We start from the raw sequence: 11,758 nt of genomic DNA, 5'->3' as shown, positions 1-11,758 counted from the left end.
TCCCCATGACTACGTCTTACGGTATGTATTTAAACCGCGGACGAGGGTATCTGGATGGTAGCTTGAACATTCGATTTAAAAAGCAGCAAACGGACGCGCTGTGTGGATAATTCTATTGACTCATTGCGTCAGATAAGTAGAATGCATCGCATCGAACGGCAGCGAGTCTGCAAGAAGCTGAATAAAATCAGCGAGTTCGGTGAATTGCGGGAATAGCTCAGTTGGTAGAGCACGACCTTGCCAAGGTCGGGGTCGCGAGTTCGAGTCTCGTTTCCCGCTCCAAATTTAGTCCTCCGTTGTTAACGGATGACACATCAGAATAAAGGCGCGTTGGCAGAGTGGCCATGCAACGGATTGCAAATCCGTCTACCTCGGTTCGACTCCGGGACGCGCCTCCAATTTACACCCTGCCCGGGTGGTGAAATCGGTAGACACAAGGGATTTAAAATCCCTCGGCTTATGGCTGTGCGGGTTCAAGTCCCGCCCCGGGTACCATATTTAGTAGTCGCTAAAACCAAATAAAATCAAAGCAATATGCAGTAATGTCGTGACCGCCCAAGGGCGGTTTTTTTGTGCCTGCAATTCACTTCCGAATACCCATTCCAGTATCAATCCACGATATCAACTGCTCAACTGCTCTCGGGCACGATTAACCTTAAGCTTGCGGTTGCCCCACAGGCCCTTTGCTCATCGGCCCGCCCGGAATAGGCTGCTCGGTGGGCACGTTGGGGCGTCCATCTGGCCCAATTGGCCTGTCGGATTGCTGGCAGCCTATTAACGTTGCCAGACAAGTGATAATCATCATCCCAGCGAAAAAATGCTTCATCAATAACGTCCTTTCTTCGGGCAACCAGGCGTTGCCTCCTAAGCGTAGTTGATCTCTCGCTGACTCAAGCACATAAAAAAGCTGTCAGTTCGTTGGAGATGACAGCTCAGAGAATCATCATTCTGGATGAAGTGACTCAGACTCACTTCATTAAAATCATCACCCCAGGTTACCGCTCAGGCGATCGCGGAAATTGCTACTGCGATTATCCAGCCCGATAACCGTGACCGTTGCACCGTGGCGTTGATAGCGGTATTCAATGGCATCCAGTGCCGCGACGCTGGATGCATCCCAGATTTGTGCATGTGTCAGGTCAATGGTGACGACTTTCGGATCGTGCCCGTAATCGAAATGTTCGAATAAATCATTGCTGCTGCCAAAGAACAGCGGGCCGCGCACCGTGTAATAGACCTGTTCACCGTCATCGCTTAACTTGCGTTCAGCATGGATAACATGGGCAATACGACGTGCAAACAGCATCATGGCGAGGATGACGCCAATCAATACGCCCAGCGCCAGGTTGCCTGTCCAAACGGTGACCACGACCGTGAGGGCCATCACCGAGGTTTCTGACCACGGCATACGTTTTAGCGTGGCGGGTTGCAGGCTGTGCCAGTTAACAGTTTTCACTGCGACCACCATCATGATGGCCGCGAGGACCACCATAGGAATCTGCGCCATGATCTGACTCAGTCCGGTGACCAGCAGCAACAGCACAATACCTGCAGCAATGGTTGAGATGCGCGTGCGTGCTTTGCCCAGCTCAACGTTAACAATGGTCTGACCGATCATGGCACAGCCAGCGATACCGCCATAAAAACCGGCCAAAATATTACCGACACCCAGTGCCCAGGACTCGCGGCGCTTACCTGAAGGCGTATCGGTAATATCGTCCACCAGTTTGGCGGTGAGCAGAGATTCCATCAAACCCACGAAGGCGATACTCAGCGCGGTAGGCCAGACAATCTGTAACGTCTGTAAATTAAACGGCACCAGCAGCGTGGTAAATCCGGGCAAGCCTGAACTCATTGGCCCTTCATCGCCCACATTAGGCACGCGATAACCCAGCAACAACGCCACCCCGGTGACGACGACAATGGCGACCAGCGGTGACGGGACGCTTTTCAGGATTTTGGGTAACAGCAGCACAATCGCCAGGGTCACGGCAAACAGCACCCATACCAATCCCGATTGCCCCCAGACGTGGGGAACCTGCGCGAAGAAAATCAGAATGCCCAACGCATTCACAAAGCCCAGCATCACTGAACGCGGAATATAGCGCATCATGCGGGACAGCCCGGCAAGACCAAAAATAATCTGAATGATACCGCCGAGGATTACCGCAGGAAGAATGTATTCAACCCCATGCGCGTGCACCATCGGTCCAATCACCAGTGCCACCGATCCCGCTGCTGCCGTGACCATGGCTGGGCGGCCACCTAAAATCGACAAGGTCAGACACAGCACCACCGAGGCGACAAGGCTCACTTTGGGATCGACACCCGCAATAACAGAAAAGGAGATCACTTCCGGGATCAGTGCCAGTGCGGTAATCACTCCCGCCAGACACTCACGGGTAAGCAGCGCAGGCGAGCGTAAAACGCTGCCCACGGTAATATCGTTCGCCGCAGGGGCGTGTTCTGTAGATGGGCTCATAAATGTGCAGGCTCTTTTATTATTTTGCGCATACCGTCACGGCATGGCAGCAACCAGTTGGACACTAAACGCGGATGATGTTAGCGGGCATTGAGGGATGAAGCTAGCGGGAGAGCGAAGAAGAGAGTGATTCCGTCCCTGGAATCCGGTATTACACCGAGAGATCGTCAGGCGTTTTGTTAACCACCAGTTCGAGAAGATGACGATAAATATCCAGTTGGATCACATCACTTTCCATCTCAAGGCGATTAATCAGCGAAGCGATGATGGCTTTATTGGTGACCGGCATGCCGGCTTGCAGGATTTCAGCGATGATCTGCCCGAAAACTTCCATCTCGGTGCTGTCGCTGTTACCGGCGAGTTTAAAGTAGTCAGCGATAGCGTCACTGCTGGTGGCGGCGTTTTGCATGTATGAAGCCCTTCAGATCGGTCTGATGGCAACCTGGCCTTCAGTTCCATGATGAAAAAACTTACGCGCGGACAGGCGCGTAAGACCCAAACTCATCAACCAACGCAAAAAAGACACCTCTGAAGGTGGAAATCCAAAAACACCTTCAGAGGCGACGCAAAGTGCATCATTCGTTACGGAGCCAGTCGCTGGCTCACGGGAAATAAACTTATACAATGAACCTTAACTTGTACAATGATATTTTTGAGGGATTTGTGCTTATTGTTATTTATCAGCGATTTAAATAATTTGATTTACACGAAACTTATACAAAATAACTGTACAGGGATAGGCTTTGTGGCAGGCCGTATCTATTTGAGAACTGAGTGGAAGGGCAGAGGCGCGCGAACTACAGTGCTAATGTAAGCAAACTTTTCATCAGGCTGACACTTTGTTTATAATAACGCACTTGTTTAGTTAGGTCTCTAATCATTAGGCTACTACGTTTTGAGTGACTATCCGCAACCTTTTTCGCGTTTATTACATCTTACGGCACATGCATGGCGGCTGGCAGTCGATCGTCGCCTTAAAGAGAGTGGCTTAAGTATGAGCAGCTGGATGGCCATCGCCACAGTGGCCACGGCCACGGAGCCGCCGACCCAGAAAGCGCTGGCCCAACTGTTGGGATTAGAAGAAGCGAGCGTGGTGCCACTGGTAGATCGACTGGTAAAACAGCAGTTACTGGCGCGCGTGCAGCCGAAAGAGGATCGCCGTAAACGCCTGCTGGTGTTGACCGAGCAGGGCAGCGTCGCGTTTGCTGAAGTGAAAACCCAGGCAGACAGCTTGCGCGCACAGTTGCTGGCAGACATCGATCCTGAAGCGCTGGCAGTGACCGAGAAGGTTTTGCAACATCTGCTGGCTCGACTGGGAAGTATCTAATCGTGGCAAAACGCAATCCTTATGCACAACGTGAATGGCTACCTCATGAAAAACCGATGCTGCCGGGTTCACCTTCCACCCCAATCCACTCGCCCTCAAAGCGCGTGGCGTTTGGCATTATTGGACTGCTGATCTCCATCACCGGCGCGCTCAGTAATGCGCTGGTGACGGCCAATCTCACCAATCTTCAGGGCACCTTTGGCGCTTACAGCAATGAGATTGCCTGGCTGCCGGCTGTCTACGTGATGGGCAACATTTCCATCAACCTGCTGCTGGTTAAATTTCGTCAGCAGTTTGGCCTGCGGTTGTTTACCGAAGCTTTTCTCGTGCTTTACGTCATCGTGGCGTTCTTCCATATCCTGGCCAACGATCTCAGTTCCGCCATTATTGTGCGCACCGCTCACGGGATGGTGGGCGCGGCGCTTAGCTCCCTTGGTATCTATTACCAAATTCAGGCCTGGCCGGCGAAACACCGACTCAAAGCCCTGGTGATCGGCATCACCGCATCGCAGTTGGCGATCCCGCTCGCCCGTTTATTCTCTACCGAATTGCTCCAGCTGGAAGAGTGGCGCGGTCTTTATCTGTTTGAGTTAGGGCTGGCGATGATAGCGCTCGGATGTGTTTTGGTGGTGAAGTTGCCGCCGGGCGATCGTATCAAGGCCTTTGAAAAGATGGATTTTGTCACCTTTATCCTGCTGGCACCCGGCATGGCACTGCTGTGCGGCGTGCTATCACTGGGCCGTATCGAGTGGTGGTTTACCACGCCGTGGTTGGGTATTTCATTAGCCCTTTCGTTGGTGCTGATTGTTGCGGCAGTGGTGGTGGAACATAACCGCGCGAATCCGTTGATTAACACCCGATGGCTGAGTAACGGCATGATTGTGCGATTGGGCATTGTGATGATCATGATGCGCATTGTGTTGGCCGAGCAAAACACCGGCGCGGTGGGCTTCCTGCAACAGCTTGGGCTGCTGAATGACCAGATGCGTGGCCTGGCTTTAGCGATTATCGCTGGGGTGATTTTTGGCATGATCGCCAGTGCATTGACCATCAAACCGACGCATCTCAGTTGGCCGATTGTCACCTCGCTGGTGGTGATGATCATCGCCTCGTACATGGATGCACAATCCAGCCCAGTGACACGCGGCAACAATTTGTATGTCAGCCAGTTTTTACTCGGCTTTAGCAGCGCGTTCTTCCTCGCGCCCGCGATGCTGTTAGGGATTGGCGGTGTGGTGACGCAGCCGAAAAATCTGGTGAGTTTTGTGGTGCTGTTTGGCATGAGCCAAAATCTGGGCGGGCTGATTGGCTCGGCTATACTCGGCACCTTCCAGACGTGGCGGGAGAAGTACCACTCCAGCCTGCTGGGCGATCAGCTGTCACAGCTTGATCCCAATGTCATCGAGCGCCTCAGCCAATACAGTTCATTGTTTAGCAGCCAGTTGCCCGACAACGTTCTGCTCAGCGCGCAGAGCAGCAGCCAGCTACAAGCTGTGGCCACACTCCAGGCTAACGTGCTGGCCTACAACGACACCTATTTATTGACTGCCGCGATGGCGCTGATCACCCTGATGTGGGTGCTGTGGCGATTGACGCGGCTGCGTTATATCAACTGGCGTCAGGCACGCCATAATTTGACGGAACAGCGTCAGCAAGCTTCAAACCCGACGGAGAATTCATGAGCCAACAGGACGATATTCAGGCTGCGGAGCGCGAACGCGCCAACCGCCGACGCATTCTTTCCATCGCTTTCGGCAGCGGCATCGTGATCGTTGGCGTATTGGTGATTTTATACGCCTGGCAGCTGTGGCCGTTTACCAGCACGATTCAGTCAACGGAGAACGCCTATGTGCGCGGGCAGGTCACCTTTATCAGCCCGCAGGTCAGCGGCTATCTGACCGACGTGAATGTGGTGGATTTACAACCGGTCACCAAAGGGCAGTTACTGATGACCATTGACGATCGTATCTATCGCCAGCGCGTGCATCAGGCGCAAGCGCAGCTGGATATGAAAATCGCTGCGCAAAACAATAACCAACAGCAACGCCGCAGTGCGGAAGCCAATATTCTCAGCAATAAAGCTGCGCTGGAGAATGCCAAAGCCCAGGCGCTGAAAAGCAGCCTTGACCTGAAGCGTGTAGAAAATCTGGCGGCCGATGGGTCGCTCTCCGTGCGTGAACGTGACGCAGCGCGTGCCGCTAACGCGCAGGCGCAAGCGCAACTTCGCCAGGCAGATGCGCAGGTTGCGGTATCGCAGCAGAGTTTACAAACGGTCATCGTGAATCGCGGTTCCCTGGAAGGCGATGTAGCCAGTGCCAAAGCCGCGCTGGAACTGGCCAATATCGATCTGGCCAATACACGTATTATCGCGCCCGACAGCGGACAGCTGGGACAATTGTCGGTGCGTAAAGGGACCTATGTCACGGCGGGCACGCGCCTGACATCAGTGGTGCCGGATAACAAATGGGTGATCGCCAATCTGAAAGAAACACAGCTGGCACGTGTGCGTCCAGGATTACCCGTGACGATTCGGGTTGATGCACTGGACGGCAAGCGTTTTGACGGCCGGGTTGAATTTATTTCCCCCGCCGCCGGTTCGGAATTCAGTGCAATTTCACCGGACAATGCCACCGGTAACTTTGTGAAGATCGCACAGCGTATTCCGGTACGTATTCAAATCCTCGGCGATACTAAAGAATTGCGTCCCGGCATGTCGGTTGAAGTCAATATTGATACTGCAGCAGAGCCGCACAAGGATGCGCCATGAAGCGGTTAATTTTCGCCTCGCTGATGACGTTGATGGTCAGCGGCTGCGCGACAGAAGTGGAAAAGGCCCCATCATCCTTACCGATCCCGGACAGTTGGCGCCAGCAGGTTGGCCCGTCGGCAGCTCCCGAAGCACAGTGGTGGCAACGCTTTGGCGACGATAACCTTAATCATTTAGTCAATCAGGCATTGCAACATAACAGCGATATCCTGATTGCCCGTTCACGGGTCGATCAGTACCGCGCGCAATTGCGTGCTGCGCAGGGGGATAATTTCCCCACGCTATCCGCCGGGGTTGCCGCCACACACCAGCGCGCATTGTCGGCAGTAACCGGGCAACCGTATGAGAATGCCGTCTTCCAGGGACTGCTGCAGGCAAACTATGACGTAGACCTCTGGGGCAGTCGCAGCAACAGCATTCTTGCTTCGCAAGCGTCTCTGGATGCCCAGCGTGCTGCAGCTTCAGCGGCTGAATTAACGGTTGCCAGTTCGGTGGCCTCCGGTTACCTCAGTTTGTGCGCGCTGGACGAACAATTGCGTGTCACCGAAGCGACGCTGGCCACGCGTGAAAACTCGTTAAATCTGGCGCAGCGCCAGTTTGAAACCGGCTATACCTCACGACTGGAGTGGATGCAGGCGGCTTCGGAATATCAGACCGCCAAAGCGCAGGTGCCGCAGTTACAGCATCAAATCGAACAACAAGAGAATGCACTCAGCGTGCTGGTGGGCATGAATCCGCGCGAGATTGCCCGTACCCGCAACTTCGACCATATCAAACCGCAGACGCTGCCGGCGTTGTTGCCTTCTCAGCTGCTCAACCGCCGCCCGGATATCGTGCAGGCACAGCGTCAGTTGATTGCCGCGGATGCCTCGCTGGCTTCGGCGCAGGCCGATTTATTGCCTTCACTTAATCTGACGGCGACCGGCACGCTGCAAAGTTTTCAACTGCATCAGTTACTCGACAATCCCTTCCGCCTGTGGAGCATTGGCGGCAGCATTCTCGCACCGCTATTAAATCGCGAAGCACTGACGGCGCAGGTGGATGTGGCGATGACCGCACGTAACCAGGCGCTTTATGGCTATGAGAAAGTGGTACGCGGTGCCTTTTCGGATGTGGATAACGCGTTGGATGCCATTCGCCGCAGTGAGGAACAGCTGACGGAATTGCAGAAGCAAGAAGGCTATGTGACAGAAGCATACCGCATCGCACGTAATCGTTATCAGAACGGTTATGCCTCTTATCTGGATGAACTGGACGCGCAGCGCACCTTGTTTAACACTCAGCTCAATATTGTCTCAGTGAAAAACACTCTGTTGCTCGCACAAATCGATCTTTACCGATCGCTCGGCGGCGGCTGGCAGGGCTAAACATCATGCCACAAGCCGGTTTTGCGGCAGATTTTACGCTGTAAACCCGGCAATTTCTGCTTTTGCCATGAAATGAGGCGCTGCTTAAGTCATTCGTGCTTTTTTTTACTTGTCTTTACATATAGTGGTATTATTCGCGCGCTTTACAAAGTCTGAACGGATCAGTGCAAGTTCAATTACGCACACGGTCGCCATTTGTGGTGATTGGCTACGACAGGGGAAACAAAGGAAATGATGAATAAAAAAGCGGCGCTTGCCTTAATCGTGACAGCGGCATTAATGACGGGTTGCGCACCGCGCACCGCGCCCATTCAGAACGTGAGCCAGACCGTTGGGCAGAGCTACACGGATAGTCAAATGCAGCGCGCCATTGTTGAAGCCGGTGCGGCCAACCACTGGGTGATTTCCCCGGCAGGCCCAGGCGTGATGAACGGTAAGCTGTCCGAGCGCGGTCATACGGCCGACATTCGCATCACTTATGCTGCAAACAGCTACCGCATTGATTACGTGAGCAGTACCAATCTGAAAGCGGGCAGTGGCCAGATCCATCGTAACTACAACCGCTGGATTCAGAATCTGAACCAGGGTATTCAGACGCGTCTTGCGGTTCAGGCCGTAAAATAAGCGCCATGCGTGATCGCTGACATAATGTTTTAAAGAAAGCGCTAACGCTGCCGAAAGAGAAAAACAGGCGGGCCACGTGCCCGCCTTGTTAATCGGCGACATTCGCATGAGACGGATGACGGACTCGAACGCAAGCAGGGAAGGGATGCCGCACAGCGAAAATCTGACCATCCCTGAGGCTGAAGAAAGAATACAGGTATGAAACTCGCTTACACCCTGGTTGACTGGCACGCGATTGCACCAGGTCACAGCACTGCCGATGAGTGGCAGCACTGGGCCGGACAGCAAACCGCGTTGGACGCCACCCTACCGATCGCCAAACCCCAATTTTTGCCGATGATGACTGCACGCCGCCTGAGTGCGGGCAGCCGTGCGGCTGTGGAAAGCGGGCTGGCGCTACTGGCACGTCAAACGGTGGATGCCATTGTGTTTACCAGCCGCCACGGTGAGCTGGAACGTAATCTGCGCATACTCACGGCGTTAAAAGATCAGCAGGCGCTCTCTCCGACCGATTTTGCCATGTCCGTACACAACTCTGCGGTGGGGAGTTTAACCATTGCGGCGCGACAGCCGCTGGTTTCTTCGTCAATTTCAGCGGGCATGGACAGTTTTCAACAGGGTTTGCTTGAGGTCGCGGCTTTGCATCAGGCGGGCTACGCGCAGGTGCTGCTGGTGGATTTTGACGGCGTAGTACCTGCCTATTATCAGCCGTGGCTACCCGAAATTGACCGCTTCAACGCCCCTTACGCGGTGGCTTTGTTGCTGCAATCCGGCAATGAGTGGCGCTGCACAGCAGAGCCCGCGCGCCCCGCAGCCGAGACTTTGCCGCAAAGTCTGCAATTCCTGCAGGCGATGTTGCAAGGTGACGAACGAATGACGATTGCCGGTGAACGTCACCTGTGGCACTGGGAGCGTCATCATGGCGGATAATTCGTTAGCCCTGCGCTGGCGTGCTGGCTGCAACTTTTACTGGCGACTGATGATGACTGCCGTGAGTTTTACGCTGTTCAGCGTGGGCGGTCTGCTGTTGTCTGTGACCTGGTTTAACCTGCTGTTGCTGATTCAGCGCGATGGCCTGCGTCGTCGTCAGATTGCACGCAGCAGCATTGCGTGGAGCTTCCGCTGTTTCCTGCGCTTCTGTCGCTTTGTTGGTGTCTACGATTATCGGATTATTGGTGCCGAGTTACTGCGCCAGGATCGCGGCTGCCTGATCGTCGCCAATCATCCTTCATTAATTGATTACGTGATGATTGCCTCGGTACTGCCGGAAATGGATTGTCTGGTGAAGGCCGAACTGCAGCACAACATTTTTTTTAATGGCGTGATCAAATCTGCCGATTACCTGATTAACAGCGAAGCCGATACCTTGCTGCCCGATAGCCAGCAGCGTTTAGCACGCGGCGATACCATCCTGATTTTTCCTGAAGGGACGCGTACCCGTTACGGTGAACCGTTAAAGCTGCAACGCGGTGCCGCCAATATCGCGGTGCGTGCCGGATGCGATCTGCGCGTGGTACATATTAGCTGCACCCAGCGTATGCTCGATAAGCAAAGTCGCTGGTATCAGATTCCGCTGGTTAAACCCGTTTTTACTGTACGCGTACAATCGCGTATTGATAGCCAGGCCTTCAGTGAAGCCGAAGAAGATGCGCAGCCGCTCGCCGCGCGTCGCCTGACGCGTCACCTGCAACAGGCACTGGTCCCTGAAGAGACAAAGTAAGTTATGCAAGCACTGATTGACGACATCAAACTGATGATTATCGACACGCTGAATCTGGAAGATATCAGCCCGGACGATATAGAAACCGACGCACCCTTGTTTGGCGAAGGGTTGGGACTCGATTCAATCGATGCCCTTGAGCTGGGACTGGCGGTGAAAAATCGCTTCGGCGTACAGCTTTCCGCAGAAAGCGAAACCTTACGCGCGCACTTTTTTTCCGTGGCCACGCTGGCCGCGTTTGTTGAACAACAGCAAGCCTGAGAACAGTCAAAATGATGAATAAAGACGAAATTTACCAGGAAGTGGCCTCGCTGCTCACCTCGCTGTTTGAAATTGATGCCGATGATATCCGCCCGGATGCCCGTTTGTATGAAGATCTCGAACTCGACAGCATTGATGCGGTGGACATGGTGGTGCACCTGCAAAAGCGCACCGGCCGTAAAATCAAACCTGAAGCCTTCCGTGCGGTTCGCACCGTGCAGGATGTGGTGGATGCCGTCGATCAACTGATGCGCGACGAAGCCTGATTTCCGGCATGCCAGCCTTTCTGCGCCTGATAAATGGTCTGGCTCTGCTGGCCTGGCCGTTTCTGGTGTGGCTTGCCGTCACCCATCCGCAATGGCGCGGCGTGATTGCTGTGTTAGCCCTGCTGTTTGGCTGGCGCATCTGGCAGTTACGTCATGCGCAGGGCGCGATGGGGCGGGTGATGCTGTCGCTGGCGCTGGTGGGGACCTTACTGTGCCTCGCCAGCATGCTGTTGCGCAGTCAGCATTTGTTGCTGTGGTATCCGGTAGTCGTGAATGGGCTGATGCTGCTGCTGTTTGGCACATCTTTGTGGAGCCCAATGCCGCTGGTCGAGCGTTTAGCGCGGCTGCGTGAAGCGGATTTGCCCGCGCGGGCCGTGCGCTATACGCGGCGCGTGACACAGGTATGGTGTGGTTTTTTCATTTTTAACGGCAGCGTGGCGTTGGCCACTTGCCTGCTCAATGATCTCTCGCTGTGGACACTCTGGAATGGGTGCATCAGCTATCTGCTGATGGGCACGCTGATGGGCGGCGAATGGCTGCTGCGTCAGCGTATGAGGAACAAGGCATGAAGGTGGTGAGTATCCGCGACTGGCTCGAAGCGCCGGATCGTGTCGTGGCCTGGCAAGGGCAGCAACAGCATTGGTTATCGGAAATGCGCCAGCAGGTGATGGCGTTAGTGGAAACAGTACAGCGCCTGCCGGGCCAGCATTGGGCGCTATGCTTCGATAACAGTTATCACTTTACGGCTGCGCTGCTGGCGTTATGGCATGCCGGTAAAACCCCGGTGATCCCCGGACATTGTCGGGCCGCGCAGCTGGAAGAGATGGCAGAACAATTGGATGGCGTGATCAGCGATATGCCGCTGGCGGTGTCCCTGCCACAGTTGCGCTGGGACGGTGCACTGGCGCTGGGCGAACTGCCTGCCATCGCCGAAAATGCCGAAC

The 11,758-nt window shown here is 54.4% G+C and carries 12 protein-coding genes, 3 tRNA genes and 1 pseudogene; 14 read left to right on the top strand and 2 right to left on the bottom strand.

What is annotated here, in order from left to right; genetic code table 11:
- The first annotated feature begins 206 nt into the window (after positions 1 to 206).
- From H7A81_RS21300 to H7A81_RS21290, 3 genes are all read left to right on the top strand, one after another.
- A tRNA-Gly gene (locus H7A81_RS21300) sits at positions 207 to 282 on the top strand.
- A 42-nt stretch (positions 283 to 324) separates the two neighbouring features.
- A tRNA-Cys gene (locus tag H7A81_RS21295) sits at positions 325 to 398 on the top strand.
- A gap of 11 nt (positions 399 to 409) precedes the next feature.
- Positions 410 to 495: transfer RNA gene (locus H7A81_RS21290), tRNA-Leu, on the top strand.
- A 490-nt stretch (positions 496 to 985) separates the two neighbouring features.
- On the opposite strand, the gene H7A81_RS21285 is transcribed toward H7A81_RS21290, so the two are convergent.
- A complete protein-coding gene (locus tag H7A81_RS21285; RefSeq protein WP_182058643.1) occupies positions 986 to 2,482 on the bottom strand; it encodes a SulP family inorganic anion transporter in 1,497 nt (498 codons plus the stop codon).
- A 151-nt stretch (positions 2,483 to 2,633) separates the two neighbouring features.
- The gene (locus H7A81_RS21280) at positions 2,634 to 2,891 is read right to left on the bottom strand and encodes a biofilm/acid-resistance regulator YmgB/AriR (RefSeq protein WP_034820289.1); all 258 of its coding nucleotides are present in this window, start codon (positions 2,889 to 2,891) and stop codon (positions 2,634 to 2,636) included.
- Positions 2,892 to 3,377: 486 nt separating this feature from the next.
- Here H7A81_RS21280 and H7A81_RS21275 point away from each other — a divergent pair, with 486 nt between their 5' ends.
- The 11 genes and pseudogenes from H7A81_RS21275 to H7A81_RS21225 all read left to right on the top strand — a co-directional run.
- On the top strand, positions 3,378 to 3,809 hold the full coding sequence (locus H7A81_RS21275) for a MarR family winged helix-turn-helix transcriptional regulator (RefSeq protein ID WP_182058642.1): 432 nt from the start codon (positions 3,378 to 3,380) through the stop codon (positions 3,807 to 3,809).
- A gap of 2 nt (positions 3,810 to 3,811) precedes the next feature.
- A complete protein-coding gene (locus H7A81_RS21270) occupies positions 3,812 to 5,491 on the top strand; it encodes an MFS transporter (RefSeq protein WP_034820282.1) in 1,680 nt (559 codons plus the stop codon).
- Positions 5,488 to 6,576 carry an HlyD family secretion protein gene (locus tag H7A81_RS21265; protein ID WP_166931921.1) on the top strand — a complete coding sequence of 363 codons (1,089 nt, stop codon included), beginning with the start codon at positions 5,488 to 5,490 and terminating at the stop codon, positions 6,574 to 6,576. The genes H7A81_RS21270 and H7A81_RS21265 overlap by 4 nt, the downstream gene beginning before the upstream one ends.
- On the top strand, positions 6,573 to 7,943 hold the full coding sequence (locus H7A81_RS21260) for an efflux transporter outer membrane subunit (protein WP_182058641.1): 1,371 nt from the start codon (positions 6,573 to 6,575) through the stop codon (positions 7,941 to 7,943). The genes H7A81_RS21265 and H7A81_RS21260 overlap by 4 nt, the downstream gene beginning before the upstream one ends.
- Before the next feature lie 231 nt (positions 7,944 to 8,174).
- Positions 8,175 to 8,567 (top strand): hypothetical protein, encoded by a 393-nt coding sequence (locus tag H7A81_RS21255; protein ID WP_097119582.1) that lies wholly within the window; start codon positions 8,175 to 8,177, stop codon positions 8,565 to 8,567.
- A gap of 198 nt (positions 8,568 to 8,765) precedes the next feature.
- Positions 8,766 to 9,497 carry a beta-ketoacyl synthase chain length factor gene (locus H7A81_RS21250; RefSeq protein WP_182058640.1) on the top strand — a complete coding sequence of 244 codons (732 nt, stop codon included), beginning with the start codon at positions 8,766 to 8,768 and terminating at the stop codon, positions 9,495 to 9,497.
- Positions 9,487 to 10,287 carry a 1-acyl-sn-glycerol-3-phosphate acyltransferase gene (locus tag H7A81_RS21245; RefSeq protein WP_182058639.1) on the top strand — a complete coding sequence of 267 codons (801 nt, stop codon included), beginning with the start codon at positions 9,487 to 9,489 and terminating at the stop codon, positions 10,285 to 10,287. Before H7A81_RS21250 ends, H7A81_RS21245 begins: the two co-directional genes overlap by 11 nt.
- A 3-nt stretch (positions 10,288 to 10,290) precedes the next feature.
- Positions 10,291 to 10,548, top strand: a complete 258-nt coding sequence (locus H7A81_RS21240) for a phosphopantetheine-binding protein (protein ID WP_034820252.1) — start codon at positions 10,291 to 10,293, stop codon at positions 10,546 to 10,548.
- A gap of 11 nt (positions 10,549 to 10,559) precedes the next feature.
- On the top strand, positions 10,560 to 10,814 hold the full coding sequence (locus H7A81_RS21235; protein WP_034820249.1) for an acyl carrier protein: 255 nt from the start codon (positions 10,560 to 10,562) through the stop codon (positions 10,812 to 10,814).
- Positions 10,815 to 10,822: 8 nt separating this feature from the next.
- On the top strand, positions 10,823 to 11,383 hold the full coding sequence (locus H7A81_RS21230; protein WP_166931909.1) for a hypothetical protein: 561 nt from the start codon (positions 10,823 to 10,825) through the stop codon (positions 11,381 to 11,383).
- Positions 11,380 to 11,758: pseudogene (locus H7A81_RS21225) on the top strand (AMP-binding protein); the annotation flags it as partial. The gene H7A81_RS21230 and the pseudogene H7A81_RS21225, both read left to right, overlap by 4 nt.

It is taken from the genome of Pantoea sp. ME81 (assembly GCF_903970985.1).
GTDB classification, from domain to species: Bacteria; Pseudomonadota; Gammaproteobacteria; order Enterobacterales; family Enterobacteriaceae; genus Pantoea; species Pantoea communis.
The sequence above is the reverse complement of the archived record's forward strand: the minus strand, read 5'-3'. Positions and strand labels throughout refer to the sequence as shown.